Origin of the sequence: Sphingobacterium sp. SG20118 (assembly GCF_044740685.1) — a bacterium.
In the GTDB taxonomy this organism is placed as follows: domain Bacteria; phylum Bacteroidota; class Bacteroidia; order Sphingobacteriales; family Sphingobacteriaceae; genus Sphingobacterium.
The window spans coordinates 3,764,831-3,783,539 of the sequence record NZ_CP172826.1; the positions used below are offsets into that span (position 1 = coordinate 3,764,831).

The following is an 18,709-nucleotide window of genomic DNA, read 5'->3' on the forward strand; positions in this document are numbered from 1 at the left end:
GAACAATGAGGAAATTGGTATGTCGAAGTTTATCTTTGTAAAACATTTTATAATTGATTACAAATGGATTTCAAAAATTTACTCAAACAAATTGATTTCATAAAAGAAATTGACAAAGTCAAGTATATCCAAAGGAAAACCAAGTTGTTCAATAGCGATCGAAAAGAAAACGATGCTGAACACAGTTGGCATTTGGCACTCATGGCGATGGTTTTAGCGGAGCACTCAAATGAATCTATAGATATTTTAAAAGTGATAAAAATGGTTCTCATACATGATATTGTCGAGATCGATGCCGGAGATACATTTATTTACGACACCAAAAAAAACCACGCTAATACTGACGAAGAGAGATTAGCCGCTAATCGTATTTTTGGTTTATTACCGAAGAAACAATCGCAGGAATTCATTGACATCTGGGAAGAATTTGAGGCTGGATTAACGCCAGAAGCTAAGTTTGCAAAAGCAATGGATCGCCTAGAACCGCTCTTACAAAACACGTCAAATAGCGGTGGGACATGGAATGAATTTGGTGTCAGCTATAGCAAAGTATACGAAAAAAAGAAAGTCATTGATGCGGGATCTAGATCAATATGGAAGTATGCTGAAAAACTAATCAATGAGAGTGTAGATCAGGGTATTTTGAAGAAAGATTGAATCGCAAAATTAGGTTTACTGCATGAACTATTTCATATTTTTATCAAAGTAAGTTTCGATAGCGACCCTATTAGAATACGTATCGAAACGAGTCAACTGCATAAAGTTGTTTTTTTATAGCGCATTGTATAGATTTGTCCCCTCTATACCATCAACACAAAAAGACGATGCAAATTTTCTATGTAATTTTCAACGGAAAACTGATTCCTGAACACGAAGCCCGACTGTCCATCAATGATCTCGCTATCGTTCGTGGATATGGTATATTTGATTTTTTCAAAACTGTCCAAGGTCTTCCGATCTTTTTAGAAGATAACCTAGATCGCTTTTATCAATCGGCATATTTAATGGATCTCCCCGTCAACTATTCAAGAGAGGAAATTAAACAATTCATCAACAATTTGATGCAAGCTAACAGAATACCAGACTCTGGCATTAAATTATTGTTAACAGGTGGTTACAGTACTGATGGCTATAGCATTGCTGAACCTAATTTAATCATTAGCCAACAACCGCTGAAACGCAATATCACTTTGGAAGAACGGGGCTTAAAGCTGCTCCCTTTCGAGTACCATCGTCCATTCAGCCAAGTTAAATCCATTGATTATGTCATGGGAATTCAAGCATTGAAAGAGGCCAAGAGACACGGTGCTGACGATATATTGTATGTACAGAATGGTTTAATTTCAGAATGTCCACGTGCCAACTTCTTTTTGATAAGCTCGGAGGGGAAGTTACTAACCGCAGCGGACGATGTATTACCTGGTATTACACGTAAGAAAATTCTTGAAACGGCGAACAAAATATTGGATATCGAAGTCCGGGACATCAGCCTAAGGGATGTAGCGGATGCCGCCGAAGCTTTCATAAGCTCTACTACTAAAAATATTACTCCAGTCATATCATTAGTTGGTTTTAAGGATTTTGGATTACAGGCGGGTCCGATTACAAAACAATTGCAACATCTCTTGCAAAATTTAATTTACAATAAATAGCACGTAAATGATTAGGAAAATATGATAGCACTTACTGAATATATTGTACACAAATTGCATATTTTTGTAACAGAATTCTATGATTTTATGATGCTGATAATTTTTCCATAGCCCCTTGATTGCGCATGCTGTAAGGGCGTTACCCCGTCATGATCTGGGATATCCATTTTGGCACCTGCATCTTTTAAGATCTGAACAATTTGTTGGTATTTTTCACTGCCATCTCCTAATACTATTGCTTCCATCAAGCCGGTCCACCCTAAACGGTTAACATGATCGATTGGATAGCCTTTGGTATTTACCAATAGCCTGACCGTTTCTACATGCCCTCGTTCGCAGGCTGGAATCAATGCCGACCCATTATAACGATTGAAAATATCGAAGCGTGCACCATTATCCAAATATAATTGTACCAATTCAGTTTGTCCACTTGCTCCAGCATACAAAAAAGGACTATCATAATTGTCAGATTGCTGATTTACATCAGCTCCAAATTTCACCAACAACTTGGCCATTTCAGTTTGTTTATTAACAGTCGAAATCAATAATAAAGAACGATTCGTATCGTCAACGGCATTCACATTAGCCTTATCTTCTAAAGCTGCTGCAACGCTTTGAATAGCATCTTCTTGTACTAATTTTAGAATATCCATATCAGTCATTTCTCCAGATTTAAGGGAGTTTGATGGTGCAGCACGACAGGAGGTAATAGACACCATAAACGTCAATAAAAAAAAGATAATTTTCATACAATAGTATTTAAAACACAACATTACCCTTATATACCAAAGACTTAACCTGAGATATCCGAGAAACAGCCTCGGCAGAACAACTTGCCTCTATAAAAACCAAATCTGCATCATCTCCTACCTTTGGCCATTGTTGCACCCCTTTATCATCCAAAGGTAAGATACCTGCCGTAGCTAGTTTTAACATTCTAGATAAACCAAATTCTGAAGAATAACCATACAATTGTGCCGCAAGATTAGCTTTCTGTAACACGCTCCCCGTACCGAATGTGTTCCAATGGTCAACAATACTATCATTTCCGGTCATTACTTCAACGCCATATTTCATCAGTGTAGGAATTGGCATGATGAGCCCACCAAACGGTATAGTTGAAACAATACCTATTTGAGCATTTGCTAATTTTTCAGATATTTCTTCCTGCTTTGCTTTATCCAGCCTTGCTAGTACAAAACAATGGCTGAGATACGTTTTCCCTTTTAGACTTGGATTTTCGTTTACTTTATTGATTAGATATTCCATCGTATCTAATCCTGAATCTCCTGACTCATGTAGATGTATATCAATACCTTTACCATTATCTAATGCCAATTGCACGGTAAAATCTATTGTTCTTTCAATCGCACCGTCAATAGTGAAAGGATCTACACCACCTATAAAATCAATATCCATTTTTGCAGCCTCTTTTAAGTAAGATGCCGAATCCGTATAAAACACACCGTGTTGTGGAAATGCAACTAGCTCAGCTCCAAAAACTTTCTTTTTATTTTCTAACGCTACTTGAAGATTTTTTAATGAATCTAGCTTAGATGTCGGTTCGATATTGACATGACTCCTAGCAAATGAAGTTCCCTTTGACTGTAGCAGTTCAATCATCTTTTCTGCCTTATGGGTAGCATTTTTCAACATATCAGGCAATATCTGCTGCTCTAACGCAATCATCCCCTTTACACCACCTGAACCTCGTTTAATGGCTTGCCATTTATCGCCATAAAAAGTTTTATCCAAATGGATGTGCATATCCTTAAATGAAGGTAGCATTAACATTCCTTTCGCATCTATTGCTGCAACCCCTGGTTGGTTACTGCTGATCTTGCTTATTTTTCCATCTGCTATTTCGACAGAAAAAAGCGCGGTTTTGGTAGCGATAACTTCGTCGTCAGCATACTCAAAACCAGTTTCCAGAAGAACGTTTTTTAACGTATAAACCTTGGTCGACTTTAGAACTTCGCTATGATATTTCATTTCGTTCTGACTTGTCTCTGCATGCAATATTCCAGGTACTATGGTCAGTCCTGCTAGACTTAATGCTGAATTTTTAAGAAAGTTTTTGCGTGATATACCTAATTTTTCCATAATTATTATACTCGATATGATGACATTTCTGTTTTAAAAGTAGATGTCGTTCACAAAGTTACATATTCAATCTAATGAAGCACTTTCAAAATCTCTAATATTACTTGAAAAATCATCTTTTTGTCCAAATGCTTTACCCTACCTCCTTAGTTCGACAAAAATGATGTGCGGAATAAACAGCAGTTATGAGGCTATCGCGTAAAAGCAAATTAAAGAAAACTGAAACAATTCAATGCTATTAACTTCTACTCCTATAACATAGCGGTCCCCATAAGGAGTATTAACCACAAAATTTTAATAATAATTGTTATATGAGAATCTAGTAATAGTCGAATCCATAGATAATATTGATTTTAGGCTTTAACAATCAATGTCACATATGCTCCATTAATAAAGGAACATGGTTGATAAAGGATGAGTACAAAAGTACCCAAAAGAGAATCTACTCGCTTATTTCATTAAAACGATTTGCCCTTCTAAATGTCCCGAGGTCATTGAAGCGTACGCCATATTTCTTCATAATCTTGTGCGCCTGTTTTCTAGCGATGTGTCTAACATAGAAAGATTCATTGACGACAAAATGATGAATGCCATGCGTCCAACCAAAAAAGAAACAGAATATCTGAAATGGATAAGTCCACCAAACTGTTAAAATTTGTGTTTGTTCAATCACATTTCCATGCTCAACATCTCCAAAATAATGTAAATTTGAAGTGATAAAATGGAGACAAAACTGTCGTAATAGATTTGGAAGTAGGATAATAAAAATAATAGGGTTACACCAATTTAATATTGATTTAATCATTTCTGGAATAACAAAACCAATATCAAATTTTCTATTCAAAAAGTCCAGTAGCAAATCAGCTCCAAAAAAATACAATATAATATGAGAAGCGATTGTTAGTGGGATCAAGCCAAAGACGCCACACAATTTTATTTTATGAGCAGTTTCGAACTTCAAATTTCCATTATCCACTTCACGCTTTATATCAGAGAACAATCCCCTGACCCGCAGTAAATTTCCTATTACCAAATCTGGTGTAAATAAAAGTCGTTTTAGGCTCCACTTTTCACCATTAGTAACCCCTCTTTCTTCAACGTCATGCAGGGTTCCTGAAAAACGATGATGATGCAAATGTAGTGTTCTTCTAAACCATGGGTTTAATGTCAATGGTCTCAATATCCAAATAAAAAATAACATCAAATTATGAACAAACTTATTACTTTTAAAATAGATATAATGTATTAGATCATGTTCTAATTCGTGCAACACTCCAAATAAAAATGCATTCACAACAATTAGACTCCAGGTTGGCACCATATCGATATACCACAAGTACCCCATTAATAAGCTAATGCTTATGGAGAACAGGAAAATCGTAAGCCCAATTGCGTTCTGATATTTTAACATCGGATACTTCGATTTTAATACTTTATAAGATTCTACAATCTCTTTTCTGATTTTACTTGTTCTTTCTTGATGCGTCACGCTTGTCTAAATTGAAATTCACTGCAATGTACCCATTATTAGATAAATAATATGATTCTAACTCAAAAGCAAACAAAGAACTGACATAAGTCGATTCTCTACTCCACGTGATTTTAACTGCTCAAGAGTAACTATATTGATCATATATCTTGTTCTAGATGAATTATTGTGAAGTTAGCAGTAAAGGAATAGGTATTAATATCTTATACCTTGCATAGACGATCTATCAACCCATTTGGATAAGTTAGTTTTTTTGAATTAACAAGAAACGGGACCAAAGGTCCCGTTTCTTGTTAAGCGCTATTTTTTAATCGAACGATTTAATTACTTTTTGATAATGATGTTGCCATTTAATTATTCATCTGAAGCTTATCAGATAAGAGTTTCATATAGAAACCACCTACCACACTACGAGCCTTAAAGTTTTCACGAATTCCTGTATTTGAATCGTAAAAATCATTAAGTGGCACTCGTGATTCGGTCTCAACTGCATGTCTGTAAACGGGTTTCACCAAGGCTTCAAACTCTTGACTTGTTGGGGCAAGGGTTGCTGTCCACAAAATCCAATCATTTTTTGTATATGCCTTTCTACTATCCAACGGTATACCAAATTTATTTTGCTTTGTTAGATAATATTTGATTTCGGTATCATAGACTTTCTGTGGAAATAAATTCAATCCTAATACCTTATCCCAAATTAAGTTATATTTTTGACTCCACGTATTTTTATCATCGAATGTAAGCGCATAGTGATCACCTGCATCGGTCAATTCAATCCATTTCGGAACCATTCCTTCGGCAATTGCTCGGTATTCCTTAGCTGTTTCAGTTTCACCTAGCTCCTCAGCCATTTGCGCATAACTGGCAATGGCTACAATCGCTTTTACTGAAAGGTTGGCATTACGTGCCAAATGACCTGCAAAGTCATCAGTACACAATTGGGTTTTGGGGTCAAATCCCTCCTGGACAAGATAGTTAACCCAAGTGGTAAGTGTTTTCCAGTGTTTCTTAGCATAGCTGGCATCATGTTGCACTTTCGTAATGGCTGCTGTCAAAATAATCATATTACCCGATTCCTCAACTGGCATAGGTTCGCCATATGTTTGACCATTTGCCAAAGGATAGGTACCCAAATCATGTGCTGCCCACGGGTGCGGGTATTGACCACTTTCGCTGAAGTAGAATATACCATTCAACATTCCCTTTAATAATTCAGGGTTGTAGATAAGATATAATGGAGCTGAGGGATATGTGACGTCTACCGTGTTAATAAAACCACCACTATTATTCTCCTTTGATAACCATAATAATTCGTGTTTTGAACTCTGTACTAATGTATGAGCAGCAATACTCTGACGATAAGCCAATGCCGTCAGGTGCGCATATTCATGCCCCCCCGATTTAACTGCATCGCTATAGACCTCTTTATCAAATGCACTGCATTTGTTCATAACAGATTGATATTCGCGAGCTGCTATAGCGAGTTGATTTTCCATGGTCTCTTTTCCTGAGTTATTCCACCAAGGTCTTAGATTACTTTTAAAATATTGAACAGCGTATATTTCATCATATCCTAACTCAATGAAACGCTCCACTTCGAGATTGCCAACTGTACCAAAAGGAATAACCGTATTCAATGATAATGAATAACCTTTAGATGCTGTAGAAAGGCTAGATCCTTTTCTAAAATGATCAATAGCAGATGCTAGCGGAGTTATAAATTGTTCGGCGCCAAATACTTTTGGTGCAGCTACATAAAAGTATCCCCAGTCGATACGCATATCATCCGCACCTTTTTGTAAAACTGGCTGTTCAGTGGTACCTGTTTTTAATATGGATAATTTATCGGTTGTATATTTCTCCGCCGTTACTTCTTGAGCAGGATTATATACTGCAATATTTGATGATGCACCTAGCAATACTTTTACGGCATGTTTTTTTCCGTCATTAGCCTTTACACTATAAGTAATGTAAGAAACTGGTCTCGACAATAAATTTAAATCATCCATAAGCAATGGTGAAGTGAAGGTAAGTTTCAAATTGACTTTACCAGCTTCAAAGTTATATATCGTTTGAGTGGCAGTAACTTCTACATTTTTCTGCACAGCCGCTTGTATTTTGGGGCCAGTTTCTTTCAACCTATCAACTAAGCCAAAATCAAGGAAACCGCCCTCCAGCAGTATTCGCTAATTTTATAGCAATCACATTTTCTCCTACTTTCAAATCAGCTTTATTAATCGGTAAATATTGAAAACTATTCGTCCAACCAGTTTTCTCATATACCTTTTTTCCATTCAGAAACACCACGATATTGTCGTCATGGTTCATTTTTAAAAAAAGTTCATTGATATTGGCTGGATTGGCAATATTGAATGTACGCCTTACCCAGATATCATCTGACTTCCATAGAGTTTTTACATTTTTTTCATCATCACCTATAGGTGATGTGCCAGATTTCCAATCATTTGCTTTATAACCAAGAGAGGACCACTCACTGTTCGGCTTAGTTTCAGTATATTGAACAGAATAAGGTTTGTCTTCAGATGTGCTGAGAATCGTTTTATAATTAGGTTCTTCTTTGCCTAGGAAGCGGTAAATGTTTCCATCGATATTAATCAATCCCAATAAGGAATGATCCGCACCTGTCCAATGTTGGGTGGTGGATGCATTCAATTGATCGGTAGTCGACCAGATACTAAAATTGGGATTATGAGTAATTAGCGGGTATGCGGGTGCTTTTCTATCCTGCGCCTGGAGTTGAAAGACAGTCGTCATTAAACAGCATAGTAAACCCCATGCGTTCATTTTTTTACGTTTGTTCATAGCATTAATCGGGTTTTGAAAGGTTTCAACATAATATCAAGATGGACGATAATCTTACCAATACGAGCATCTGCATTAATTTTTAAGTTTATACAATTTAAGTTTGTTTCTAAACACCAAATTAAGTTCTAATATTTTAGAATCAACAGACACTCCGTATCATTTTATGCTCAATTCTTATCAAGTTATAAATGCGAAACAATTACTTTCATTTAGAGGTTGACGACAATCAGCCTGAAGTTATAGGTAATGACTCATCAAATAAGAATTGCTTAATCACACAAATTTATTGAACTTTGGATGCGATTAAAATTAAGCGAACCCTATAATTTCTGAAGAAAGAAATCACTATAAAAACGTATAAGGAGGGTTCTTAATATCCATTACTCTCCCTTTAATAAATTAATTACTTTTTCTATTGGTCGCCCAATAACTGCTTTCCCTCCCTTTACGACAATAGGACGCTCAATAAGTATAGGGTTTTCTAACATAATATCCACCCACTCTTCATCAGTTAATGGCATATCCGTGTACTTTTCCTGAAATAGAGGCTCATGATGACGGATCAACTCCAGTGGTTTTAGCTTGAGTAAAGTCAACAATTCAAGCAATTCATCTTTTGTAGGAACATCATGGATGTATTCCTGTATCTGCAGGTCCAACTGATGTTCTTGCAGTAAATCCAGTACAGCACAACTTTTACTGCACATTTTGTTATGATAGATCTTTATCATGATTCCTATTTAATAATCTTAAAAATTAAATCGTAGCAATTACAAGCAATGCTACATATTAACAGTTATGAAGCTGTGATATGCTAATTTAAAAACTAATCGACTACTTTTTCTAAACAATTCTTTTATATGTTCTATTCTATTAACAACAATAATATAAAAATGAACAAAACATAAAAAATGAGAAATGAAACTTTGAAATTACAAGCTATCACGCGTGGGGCTTTTGATAAAAGTCTTCCTTATATTCACCACATCAACTTAGCATTCATAAAATTATTCAATTGACATTATCGCAACCCATCCTTATCATGAAAGAAAGAATAGATAATATTATAAAAATGGAAGACCATTTAAATAAACTACAAGAACTTGTTACAGAAGTCGAAAAAATGCGTGAAAAATGGGCAGGTGCACAAATTGATTTCCAAGAATTGATCTCTTATTACAATAGTAGCGTATGGAGAGATGATGTCGAAGCATATGACCAAGGCACCATACCTTCTGATGTGCGCTGTGGTGTATTAAGCGAAGATGCTATTTATAATCTGATGGTAGAACAACATAGTTTAGCTATACAGCTCATAAAAACTGCAGCAAATATTTTAGATAATTGATAATTCTGCCTTGTCAAATTATAGATTCGCAATAAACTCACTGACAAAAACTAATAGAATTACTAAAGCATTTCATTAGCTGCACAATATTTAAATTGAAAAAGGAACTTTCCATTGGATTGAGGAAGGAAAACTTACTGAATGCCAGGCGCGCTTGAAGGTCATAAAATATATAAAGTCCAAACTATTTTTATGATTTGAACTTTATATATTTTACTTCTACTTTAAGATTCGCCCTTCAGCCATTCGTTGACTAAAGATCTATTTTCATCAACCCAAATTTTAGCCGTCGCCTCTTTATCCTTGCTGGCTTCCATTTTCGTTAACAAATCGGACATTGTTTCAAGTTCAAAATGAACATGCGAAAAGAAATGTGTGAGTTCAGGCTGATCAAGAGGAAACTCTTTCCTTGAGTAAATTTTAATTTGCTCTGTCGTTCCTAAAGATTTTTTTGAATCTTCCAAAAACTTCAATTTCATCTTACCAAACATCCAATGTGGCTGCCAACCAGCAACTACAATCCAACGACGCTCCTTAATTGCATTTTGCAATTCAGTAATCATAGCCACAGTAGATGAATTCACCTGCCTGTAATTCAAACCATACTCTTCTATCGTCCGATCCACTGCTGCAGTAATACCCGCACCCTTTTCGATTCCAATAATCTGCTTTTTAAATTGGACCTCATGTTCTTTTAATTCTTCAATTGCATCAATCGTAACATAATCTGGTACTACAAGTCCATTCTTCGCGTGATCATAACTAGTTCCCAATTCTACAAGATTTGGGAATTTAGCAATTTTATCACCATGAGTTAATGGAAGCCAGACATCCATATAAAGATCTGTATCCCCATTATTCATGGAAGCTAATATCATATCTGGAGTCGCCCTCTGAATCACGACATGGTAGTCCAACTCTTCGAGAACCGCTTTGGCCACATAAGTCATAGCGACACCTTCTGCCCACCCGTCAACCATTCCAACGTTAATGTATTTTCTATCCTTGACAGGACTACATGCACTTAGCAGAAAAATTACGCTCCATATCAATACTATTTTTAATTTTCTCATGTTATTTTTTATTCTTAACAAAACCCTGAGTTATCCGATCCAGAATAATTGCTAAAATCACAACAGATAAACCACTTTCAAAACCAAGACCTATATCTAAGTTGTTAATTCCTTCAAGAACCTTCTCACCTAAACCTCCTGCAGCAATCATTCCAGCTATAACGACCATCGATAGCGATAATAATATGGTCTGGTTTATTCCTGCTAAAATAGTTTTGGTCGCCAATGGTAATTCAACTTTAAATAAAATTTGCCTATTGGTGGCACCAAAAGCACGGGCGGCCTCTACTATGTCTTTCGGCACAGCTTCTATTCCCAAAGTAGTCAAGCGAACTGCTGGTGGCATCGCGAAAATAATCGTTGCAAATGCCCCAGGTACTTTTCCGATACTAAAAAATAATACCGCTGGTATCAAATATACAAAAGCGGGCATTGTTTGCATTAAATCTAGCATTGGGCGGATAATTTTAGCAGCAAGTTTATTCTTCGCAGCCCATATCCCTAGTGGAAACTGAAGCAACCAAAGCTGTCAAGGTTGCTACCAAGACAAGGGCTAGAGTCTCCATAGTTTCCCGCCAAAATCCCATCAAGTAAATCAATGTCAACCCCACCAATGTGGTTACTGCCACACCTTTACCTGATTTCCACCACGCTAGGCTGGTAAAAAGAGCTATTACTATGAAAAATGGAATGGCTAAGAGTACCCATTCAATCCCCAGAATGGAAGAATTCCCCGTGTTCTTAATAACATCGAACAACGGTTTCAAGTTATCTGTCAACCAATTGACAAGTACCTCTATATACTGACCTATATCTATTACTTTACTCATTTTATTGATTATTTGCTTTTTCTTTTAATTCGTTAATTTCCTCTTCATTAAATCTAGTTGCTTCGATAATGAGCGATGTTTGCGTCACTATTCCCAACAGTCTGTTCTGATCATTGACGACTGCAATCGGAGATTTAGTTTCTGAAATCAAAGGCAACATTTCCTCAACTGTTACATCTTTAAAAACTGAGGGTACATTCGAATGAATAATAGAGGCTACTGTTGGCTCTTTGCGTTTCGCCGATTGAATAACCTCATTAATATTTACAAAGCCCAAAAATGTATCATGTACATCTACAACGGGTAGAATATCCATCCCTGTGGATCGCATTTTACGAAGTGCACCTTCAGGTCCATCCTTTTTAAAACGTACGACTGTTAATTTTTCAAACATCAGTGAACCCGCTGTGATGATAGATTTACGATCTACTTTATCTACAAAAGCTTTCACATAATCACTTGCCGGGTTTGTCAAGATATCCTCTGCTCTACCTATTTGCTCAATAACACCGTCTTTCATAATTACGATACGATCACCTAACTTGATTGCTTCATCCAAATCGTGGGTTATGAAAACAATTGTTTTCTGCAAAGTATCTTGTAGGTCAAGTAACTGATCTTGCATTTCGGATTTAATCAAAGGATCTAATGCCGAAAAAGCTTCATCCATGAGTAAGACCTCGGGGTCATTTGCTAAAGCTCGGGCCAATCCTACGCGTTGCTGCATACCGCCTGAAAGCTGGGATGGAAATTGTTGTTCAAACCCGCTTAATCCTACAATTTCAAGAGCACTTTGAGCCTTAGCTTCTCTTGTTTCTTTATCCTCCCCCCTGATTTCTAAACCAAAAGCTGCATTATTCAAGACTGTATGATGGGGAAGCAAACCAAACTTTTGAAAAACCATGCTCATTTCAGTTCTTCTTACTTGCAAAAGCTCCTTATTATTCTTACTCGTAATATCATCGTCATTGATAAAAACTTTACCCATGGTCGGTTCGTTCAAGCGGTTCAAACAGCGTAACAAAGTAGACTTACCACTACCGGACAGTCCCATGATAACAAAAAATTCGCCCTCATAGATTTCAAAATTAGCTTTATTGATACCTATTGTACATCCCGTTTTTTCTAGAATAGTTTTCTTTGAATAACCTTCATCCAGTAATTTAAGTGCTTGCTTTTTCTGCTTACCGAAAACAATGGTTAAGTCTTCGACTTTTATCTTAACTTTTCTACTATTATCCATCTTTAAAATTTATTTAAACTTAAATGAATCGTCATTTCACATATGGCATAATCAACAGATAAGACACCCATGTTATTGCATAACATAAAATATCCCATAATGTTGAAATAGTTCGACCGAAAATCTAACTTTTGTTCAATCCACTTAATAATTTAACTCAATTTATTCCCAGTACGAGGAAGAAAAATCATGAAAAAGAAAAAATCTTTTATAAGATGAGATATTAAAAAACATCTCCAGTATACTTTGACAAGTATATAGCGAAGAACTTAGATAATGCTCCAAAAAAGAGCTTAACAATAACGGAACAAACTCATGCCTCCGTGTCTAACGACAGGACAAAGGTAGTAAAAATAAATTTAAGCCCTTAAAGATGAGCTAAGACACTGTGAGACAGAGTCGCTAAAAAAACACTAATAACCAACGAGTTAATACAAAAAGTAACACTTCATCACATTGAATTACATACAATAGGACTGCCTTTCATAATCGAAAATCAACGATTACCTTGGTCAATAAAAGCATTAAAAGTGAACATCAAATAACCTTAGCAAAATTATCTATGATTTTCATTAAAATGATAGCTTCCTCTATTGAAGAAGGATTTGACTCGCTATCCAAAAAATAATTCACTGCACTCCTTATCATAGGGTATTCAATATTTTCAGGATGAGTAAAGGAAAATTCCTGTTCTCCGTTCTCATTTTTTATAATCAGCTTATTTCCAAATATGGAAAACCTCAAGCTCCCCGAATCTCCTATAATTTCACAGCAGTCGATTTCGTCTTGTTTAGCAACATTAAAACACCAACTACCATTAAATAAGATTTTGTTGTCGAATAAAATAGTACCCGTAGTTTGGTCTGCAACCTGCTGGTTAGAAACCTGTATCTGACTAAAACCACTATAAGATAAAGGAGGGCCAAAGAAATAAAGCATCAAATCCAATTGATGGGGGGGAAAGGTCTAAGAAATATCCCCCACCCGATATTTCAGCATTAGTCCTCCAACCGACTTCTTCCTTTGTAGTCAAGGTATGGGTCCTATTCTGCCATAGTCGCAACGTAACTATACGGATGGTACCTATCACGCCTTCATCAATCATTTTTTTGATTTTCAAAAACATAGGAAGTTTCCTTCTGTAATGTGCCACTACAAGTTTACCATTATATTGATGAACAGCTTTTCCTAATAACGTAGCTTCTCTGGCATTGATAGTAACAGGTTTTTCGACATAAACAGCTTTACCTAGTTTTAGAGCACGTATTGCATATTCAAGATGTGAAGAAGGTGGAGTCGCAATATAAATCGCATTGACTAATGGGTTACTTAACAAACTATCCGCATCTGAATACCAAAATTCCACTTGATGGCGGTGGGCATAATCAGCTGCCTTGTCAGCATTTCTACGCATTACGGCCAAAAGCTTACTATCCTTTATTTTATTAAATGCTGGACCACTCTTCTGTTCAGTAACGTCTCCACAACCAATAATTCCCCAAAATATTTTTTTATCGTTCATATATAATTATCAGAATTTAAAGCGTAAGATTACCCAAGATCTGCTATTATTTAATTTCATAACAGTTCTTCTTAACGTCCATTCATTTTTGTTCAAACTATTAAATGAAATATTAATAGCATCTCCGTACTTTTAATTTACTTGAATATTAAACAAATGCGCTAAAACCAGTAATACTTCTGCCCACTATTAACGAGTTAATCTCTTTAGTACCTTCGTAAGAATAAATGGCTTCGGCATCAGCTAAAAAACGTGCAACGTTATATTCCAATAAAATTCCATTTCCACCCATCACTTCTCTAGCCTTTGATACAATATCTCTAGTTCGTAAGGAGCAAAAAACTTTAGCTAATGAAGCATGCTCATCTTTCAACTCGCCATTATCTTGTAATTCGGATAAGCGATAAACCAAAGTTTGCATTGCTGTCAAATTTGACAACATCTCAACCAAGTGATTTTGAATCAATTGAAACGAAGCAATTGGTTTGCCAAACTGTTTCCTTTTTCTTGTATAATCTAAAGCATTCTCATATGCCCCTCTGGCACAACCGACCGCCATCCATGCTACTCCTGCCCGAGTCATCTGCAAGACTTTTGCAGTATCTTTAAAGCTATTTGCATTTTGTAATCGATCAGATTCTGTAACTAAACAATCAGTGAGGGTGATTAATCCATTTTGAACGATACGTAATGCCATTTTGCCCTTAATCTTTTCAACAGCAAAACCAGTATTTTCTTTTCGTACGATGAATCCTTTAACTTGTCCATCATCAAGATCTCGTGCCCATATAATAGTTATATCTGAAAATGTAGCATTGCCGATCCACTTTTTCTGTCCATTTAACACCCAACCTCTCGCTGTCTTTTTACACGTACAGGTCAACCCTCCCGCAGCTCCAGATCCTACCTCAGGTTCCGTCAACCCGAAAGCACCAATTACTTTCATCTGCTGCATACGAGGCAACCATTCTTCTTTTTGTTCAGCGGATCCACATAAATATATTGACCCCATAGCTAAGCCACTTTGGACACCGAAAAAAGTAGCAATTGAGGCATCCACACGCGCGATTTCCGCAGCAATTACACCCTCCATCAAAGAACTTCCTCCTGCACACCCATATCCTTCATATGTATATCCACAGATATTTAATGCTGCAAATTTTTCAATAATTTCAAAAGGAAATTCATCTCTCAGCCAATAATTATTAACAATTGGGCTGATTTCTTTCTCCATAAATTCGCGAACTTTCAATTGTGTCAACCGGTCTTCTGGTGATAATTTCGATTCCACATGATAAAAATCCCCGTTTATAGGAGGTAATTCTTTTTGCTTACCCGTTGCAGTGAGTAATTTCATAGCTCCCTTCAGTTGGTTATCATCCATTTTGGATACCGCATGTAGGACCTGACCTAAATCAACTTTTTGAGAAACCTGTTGCAATTTTTCTAAATCAACTGTTTTCAGTAATTTCAATATGCTTCTAATTTTATCAAACATAGTTTCATTCTTTAGTTTAATTATTTACAATTTTCCTCTTCAAGATACATTTTTTATTGGGTAAAGTGCTAAAATCAGCAACTATCAATTAGAACAATAAAAGAAAAACAAACCATAAATCACTGGCTACCAAATTGAAAAAATAAAACTTGATAATATTTTATTTCTTAAGGTTACCTTTTAACATTTCAAGTATTAATAAGTATAATAACAATTTTGTTTCCATTAATTTAGAAAAATCAAAATGAAAAACACATTCAAATTCGCTTTCTTAGGATTAGCTTTAACAGTAGCTTTCGCTTCATGTGGTGGTGCTGAAACTAAAACGAATACTACTGATGATTCGACTGCTAATCTAGTTGACTCTACAGAAACAGCAATTGATTCAACTTTAACTACAGTTGATTCGGCTGCAATAAATGTTGACACAACTGTTACTAAATAATTTTAGTACTGATAATGAACTAAATACTTACATTTTCACAATGTGTTATTTAATTCAAAAAAAAAATAAAATAAATGGGTTACCTTTTCATATTTAAGGTATAAACCTATGAATAAAGAAATTTAATAAAATTTAATAAAATCAAAATGAAAAATTCATTCAAATTCGCTTTCTTAGGATTAGCTTTAACTGTAGCTTTCGCTTCTTGTAATGGTACTGCAAACAAATCAGAAACTTCTTCTGATTCAACAGCTATCGATTCAGCTAACGCAGTTATCGATTCAGCTAATGTAGCTATCGATTCAGCTAAAACTGTAGTTGATTCAGCTAACGTTGCTATTGATTCAGCAAAAGCTAACTAATTTCAGGAAACTGATTTTAAAAAATATAAAAGCCCCAAGTTTTGGGGCTTTTTTTTGTTATATACGTCTGATTAAATTGATAAGCTGCGTGCAATTTTCTACCTTTGCATAAACAAAAACGTATTATGGCCTTATCATCGCTCACCGCCGTATCTCCAGTAGACGGTCGTTATTATAACGCAACTCAAGAATTAGCGGCTTATTTTTCAGAATTTGCGTTAATCAAACACAGAGTTTTAGTAGAAGTTGAATATTTCATTGCCCTTTCACAATCAGGAATTGAACAGTTAGGTCATTTTGATGGATCTCTTAATGAAAAACTACGCGATATTTATAGAAATTTTACAGAAGAGGATGCTATTTGGATTAAAAATACTGAAAAGGTTACCAACCATGATGTAAAAGCAGTTGAATATTTTTTGAAAGATCAATTCGAAAAACTTGGCCTACATGATTCCTTAGAATTTATTCATTTTGGTTTAACCTCTCAAGATATCAACAATACAGCAATACCATATTCTTGGAAAGCTGCTGTTGCAGATGTCTATACCCCTGCGATTGAAGAGTTGATAAACAGATTAACGACATTATCTTCAGAGTGGTCTCATGTATCGATGTTGGCACGTACGCATGGGCAACCCGCCTCTCCAACTCGATTAGGTAAAGAAATCAAGGTTTTTGTAGAACGTTTACAACGCCAATTTGAACAATTGAATGCGATACCATATTCTGCAAAATTTGGCGGTGCCACAGGTAACTTCAATGCACATCATGTAGCATATCCTCAGACGGATTGGGTCGATTTTGGAAATAAATTTGTTAATGAATCTCTAGGATTAAACCGTTCACAAACAACTACTCAAATTGAGCATTACGATAATTTTGCTGCTAGTTGCGATGCATTCAAACGCATTAATACGATTTTAATCGATTTATGTCGCGACATCTGGACATACGTTTCAATGGAGTACTTTAAGCAAAAAATAACTGCTGGACAAATTGGTTCTTCTGCAATGCCACATAAGGTCAATCCAATTGATTTTGAAAATGCGGAAGGAAATTTAGGAATCGCAAATGCACTATTTGAACATTTAGCTGCAAAACTACCTATCTCACGTTTACAACGTGATTTAACAGATTCAACTGTACTCCGAAATATAGGCGTTCCCTTTGCACATACACTTATTGCCATCAAATCAACGTTAAGAGGTCTAAATAAATTGATTTTGAATGAAAATGCCCTAAAAGCAGATTTAAATAACAATTGGGCTGTTGTTGCGGAAGCGATTCAAACAGTGCTGAGAAGAGAGGGGTATCCTAAACCTTATGAGGCTCTGAAAGATTTAACACGTACAAATACGCATGTAACGGAAGAAACGATTGCTGAATTTGTCAACAATTTAAATGTTACTGATAAAATAAAAGCGGAATTAAAATCAATCACTCCGTCTAACTATACGGGTGTAACACTTTAAGCTTTTACGCTTTAATGACTAATATCAACTGATATTTAGCTTATATTTGTTATTTGAAATAGACACAGATTAATATGGCAACAATTAACGTATATACAGAATCCACTCCAAATCCATCTACGATGAAATTTTTGGTCAATAAGTTATTGATCAACGGTAGTTTGGATTATGCAGATAAGGATAAAGCACAAGAATCTGCCTTTGCAAAAGAATTATTTAAATTCAATTTTGTAAATGGTGTATTTTTCGCAAGTAACTTTGTGACAATCACAAAAAGTGAGGATGCTGAATGGAGCGATATCGAAGCGCTTTTAAAAGACTTTATTAAGGGTGCTATCGAATCTGAGCTTGCTGTAAAACCTATTGAACATACGGAAGAAGTGGCTTTTGAAGGTACAGAGGTTGAAATTAAAATTCAACAAGTTTTACATGACTATGTACGCCCTGCTGTAGAGCAAGATGGTGGAGCAATTGCTTACAAATCTTTTAATGATGGTACCGTGACTGTAGAACTACGTGGTTTCATGCAGTGGCTGTCCTTCTTCCAGTATTACTTTAAAATCTGGTATTGAAGGTTTAATGAAACGCATGGTTCCAGAAGTTGTAGAAGTTGTAGCGGAAGCGATGTAAGTCAAGATATTTTATAAAAAATAAAGGCCGTCCATGTTGGATGGCCTTTATTTTTTATAAACAAATTTAACAGACACCAAATAACTTTCTATAAGAGTAGACTTGCCTTTAGTTTCAATTGCTCAATTGCAAATTCTATAGATAATAATGATCTTAAACTGATAATATATCATAAGCTGATATCCTGTTTTATCCCATACAAACCGTAGATAA

General features: G+C 35.6%; 19 protein-coding genes and 1 pseudogene. 7 read left to right on the top strand and 13 right to left on the bottom strand.

Going from position 1 to position 18,709, the window contains the following annotated elements; translation table 11 throughout:
• Positions 1-63 precede the first annotated feature (63 nt).
• Both ACFX5U_RS17310 and ACFX5U_RS17315 read left to right on the top strand, forming a co-directional pair.
• The gene (locus ACFX5U_RS17310) at positions 64-657 is read left to right on the top strand and encodes an HD domain-containing protein (protein ID WP_280565710.1); all 594 of its coding nucleotides are present in this window, start codon (positions 64-66) and stop codon (positions 655-657) included.
• A 167-nt stretch (positions 658-824) separates the two neighbouring features.
• Positions 825-1,652: an aminotransferase class IV gene (locus ACFX5U_RS17315; protein WP_400261584.1), complete on the top strand. Its 828-nt coding sequence runs from the start codon at positions 825-827 to the stop codon at positions 1,650-1,652.
• 77 nt (positions 1,653-1,729) lie between these two features.
• Here the strand turns inward: ACFX5U_RS17315 and ACFX5U_RS17320 are convergent, their stop codons facing one another.
• The 6 genes from ACFX5U_RS17320 to ACFX5U_RS17345 form a co-directional block, all read right to left on the bottom strand.
• A complete protein-coding gene (locus ACFX5U_RS17320; protein ID WP_400261585.1) occupies positions 1,730-2,401 on the bottom strand; it encodes an ankyrin repeat domain-containing protein in 672 nt (223 codons plus the stop codon).
• Positions 2,402-2,411: 10 nt separating this feature from the next.
• Complete coding sequence (locus ACFX5U_RS17325) at positions 2,412-3,755, bottom strand: amidohydrolase (RefSeq protein ID WP_400261586.1); 1,344 nt, start codon at positions 3,753-3,755, stop codon at positions 2,412-2,414.
• Between the two features lie 442 nt (positions 3,756-4,197).
• Complete coding sequence (locus tag ACFX5U_RS17330) at positions 4,198-5,244, bottom strand: fatty acid desaturase (protein WP_400261587.1); 1,047 nt, start codon at positions 5,242-5,244, stop codon at positions 4,198-4,200.
• A 350-nt stretch (positions 5,245-5,594) separates the two neighbouring features.
• Entirely contained in the window at positions 5,595-7,349 is a 1,755-nt protein-coding gene (locus tag ACFX5U_RS17335; protein WP_400261588.1) for a glutaminase domain-containing protein, read from the bottom strand.
• A 52-nt stretch (positions 7,350-7,401) separates the two neighbouring features.
• Complete coding sequence (locus ACFX5U_RS17340; RefSeq protein ID WP_400261589.1) at positions 7,402-8,067, bottom strand: DUF4964 domain-containing protein; 666 nt, start codon at positions 8,065-8,067, stop codon at positions 7,402-7,404.
• Positions 8,068-8,450: 383 nt separating this feature from the next.
• The gene (locus tag ACFX5U_RS17345) at positions 8,451-8,801 is read right to left on the bottom strand and encodes an ArsC/Spx/MgsR family protein (protein ID WP_400261590.1); all 351 of its coding nucleotides are present in this window, start codon (positions 8,799-8,801) and stop codon (positions 8,451-8,453) included.
• A gap of 341 nt (positions 8,802-9,142) precedes the next feature.
• On the opposite strand from ACFX5U_RS17345, the gene ACFX5U_RS17350 reads away from it, so the two are divergent.
• On the top strand, positions 9,143-9,418 hold the full coding sequence (locus ACFX5U_RS17350) for a DUF4298 domain-containing protein (protein WP_280565700.1): 276 nt from the start codon (positions 9,143-9,145) through the stop codon (positions 9,416-9,418).
• Between the two features lie 224 nt (positions 9,419-9,642).
• Here ACFX5U_RS17350 and ACFX5U_RS17355 read toward each other — a convergent pair whose 3' ends face one another.
• The 7 genes from ACFX5U_RS17355 to ACFX5U_RS17385 all read right to left on the bottom strand — a co-directional run bounded on the left by ACFX5U_RS17355 (position 9,643) and on the right by ACFX5U_RS17385 (position 15,584).
• The gene (locus ACFX5U_RS17355; RefSeq protein ID WP_280565698.1) at positions 9,643-10,398 is read right to left on the bottom strand and encodes a glycine betaine ABC transporter substrate-binding protein; all 756 of its coding nucleotides are present in this window, start codon (positions 10,396-10,398) and stop codon (positions 9,643-9,645) included.
• A 94-nt stretch (positions 10,399-10,492) separates the two neighbouring features.
• Positions 10,493-10,945, bottom strand: a complete 453-nt coding sequence (locus tag ACFX5U_RS17360; protein ID WP_400261591.1) for an ABC transporter permease — start codon at positions 10,943-10,945, stop codon at positions 10,493-10,495.
• A gap of 25 nt (positions 10,946-10,970) precedes the next feature.
• Entirely contained in the window at positions 10,971-11,321 is a 351-nt protein-coding gene (locus tag ACFX5U_RS17365) for a hypothetical protein (RefSeq protein ID WP_400261592.1), read from the bottom strand.
• Position 11,322: 1 nt separating this feature from the next.
• The gene (locus tag ACFX5U_RS17370) at positions 11,323-12,564 is read right to left on the bottom strand and encodes a glycine betaine/L-proline ABC transporter ATP-binding protein (RefSeq protein ID WP_280565696.1); all 1,242 of its coding nucleotides are present in this window, start codon (positions 12,562-12,564) and stop codon (positions 11,323-11,325) included.
• A gap of 537 nt (positions 12,565-13,101) precedes the next feature.
• Positions 13,102-13,503, bottom strand: a complete 402-nt coding sequence (locus ACFX5U_RS17375; protein WP_400261593.1) for a hypothetical protein — start codon at positions 13,501-13,503, stop codon at positions 13,102-13,104.
• Positions 13,469-14,086, bottom strand: coding sequence for a Gfo/Idh/MocA family protein (locus ACFX5U_RS17380; RefSeq protein ID WP_400261594.1), 618 nt, complete (start codon positions 14,084-14,086; stop codon positions 13,469-13,471). The genes ACFX5U_RS17375 and ACFX5U_RS17380 overlap by 35 nt, the downstream gene beginning before the upstream one ends.
• 148 nt (positions 14,087-14,234) lie before the next feature.
• A complete protein-coding gene (locus tag ACFX5U_RS17385; RefSeq protein ID WP_280565693.1) occupies positions 14,235-15,584 on the bottom strand; it encodes an acyl-CoA dehydrogenase family protein in 1,350 nt (449 codons plus the stop codon).
• Positions 15,585-15,828: 244 nt separating this feature from the next.
• Here ACFX5U_RS17385 and ACFX5U_RS17390 point away from each other — a divergent pair, with 244 nt between their 5' ends.
• From ACFX5U_RS17390 to ACFX5U_RS17405, 4 genes and pseudogenes are all read left to right on the top strand, one after another.
• Entirely contained in the window at positions 15,829-16,029 is a 201-nt protein-coding gene (locus ACFX5U_RS17390) for a hypothetical protein (RefSeq protein WP_038700531.1), read from the top strand.
• Positions 16,030-16,175: 146 nt separating this feature from the next.
• A complete protein-coding gene (locus ACFX5U_RS17395; protein ID WP_038700533.1) occupies positions 16,176-16,391 on the top strand; it encodes a hypothetical protein in 216 nt (71 codons plus the stop codon).
• A gap of 125 nt (positions 16,392-16,516) precedes the next feature.
• Positions 16,517-17,866 (top strand): adenylosuccinate lyase, encoded by a 1,350-nt coding sequence (gene purB / locus ACFX5U_RS17400; RefSeq protein WP_038700535.1) that lies wholly within the window; start codon positions 16,517-16,519, stop codon positions 17,864-17,866.
• 74 nt (positions 17,867-17,940) lie between these two features.
• Positions 17,941-18,496, top strand: a pseudogene (locus tag ACFX5U_RS17405) (NifU N-terminal domain-containing protein).
• Positions 18,497-18,709: the final 213 nt, after the last annotated feature.

What these genes read in the sequence shown, in the direction of transcription:
- ACFX5U_RS17310 (WP_280565710.1), top strand. Translation starts at nt 64, where the DNA reads ATGGATTTCAAAAATTTACTCAAACAAATTGATTTCATAAAAGAAATT.
- ACFX5U_RS17315 (WP_400261584.1), top strand. Translation starts at nt 825, where the DNA reads ATGCAAATTTTCTATGTAATTTTCAACGGAAAACTGATTCCTGAACAC.
- ACFX5U_RS17320 (WP_400261585.1), bottom strand. Translation starts at nt 2,401, where the DNA reads ATGAAAATTATCTTTTTTTTATTGACGTTTATGGTGTCTATTACCTCC.
- ACFX5U_RS17325 (WP_400261586.1), bottom strand. Translation starts at nt 3,755, where the DNA reads ATGGAAAAATTAGGTATATCACGCAAAAACTTTCTTAAAAATTCAGCA.
- ACFX5U_RS17340 (WP_400261589.1), bottom strand. Translation starts at nt 8,067, where the DNA reads ATGAACAAACGTAAAAAAATGAACGCATGGGGTTTACTATGCTGTTTA.
- ACFX5U_RS17345 (WP_400261590.1), bottom strand. Translation starts at nt 8,801, where the DNA reads ATGATAAAGATCTATCATAACAAAATGTGCAGTAAAAGTTGTGCTGTA.
- ACFX5U_RS17350 (WP_280565700.1), top strand. Translation starts at nt 9,143, where the DNA reads ATGGAAGACCATTTAAATAAACTACAAGAACTTGTTACAGAAGTCGAA.
- ACFX5U_RS17355 (WP_280565698.1), bottom strand. Translation starts at nt 10,398, where the DNA reads ATGGTTGACGGGTGGGCAGAAGGTGTCGCTATGACTTATGTGGCCAAA.
- ACFX5U_RS17360 (WP_400261591.1), bottom strand. Translation starts at nt 10,945, where the DNA reads ATGCTAGATTTAATGCAAACAATGCCCGCTTTTGTATATTTGATACCA.
- ACFX5U_RS17365 (WP_400261592.1), bottom strand. Translation starts at nt 11,321, where the DNA reads ATGAGTAAAGTAATAGATATAGGTCAGTATATAGAGGTACTTGTCAAT.
- ACFX5U_RS17370 (WP_280565696.1), bottom strand. Translation starts at nt 12,564, where the DNA reads ATGGATAATAGTAGAAAAGTTAAGATAAAAGTCGAAGACTTAACCATT.
- ACFX5U_RS17375 (WP_400261593.1), bottom strand. Translation starts at nt 13,503, where the DNA reads ATGCTTTATTTCTTTGGCCCTCCTTTATCTTATAGTGGTTTTAGTCAG.
- ACFX5U_RS17380 (WP_400261594.1), bottom strand. Translation starts at nt 14,086, where the DNA reads ATGAACGATAAAAAAATATTTTGGGGAATTATTGGTTGTGGAGACGTT.
- ACFX5U_RS17385 (WP_280565693.1), bottom strand. Translation starts at nt 15,584, where the DNA reads ATGTTTGATAAAATTAGAAGCATATTGAAATTACTGAAAACAGTTGAT.
- ACFX5U_RS17390 (WP_038700531.1), top strand. Translation starts at nt 15,829, where the DNA reads ATGAAAAACACATTCAAATTCGCTTTCTTAGGATTAGCTTTAACAGTA.
- ACFX5U_RS17395 (WP_038700533.1), top strand. Translation starts at nt 16,176, where the DNA reads ATGAAAAATTCATTCAAATTCGCTTTCTTAGGATTAGCTTTAACTGTA.
- purB (WP_038700535.1), top strand. Translation starts at nt 16,517, where the DNA reads ATGGCCTTATCATCGCTCACCGCCGTATCTCCAGTAGACGGTCGTTAT.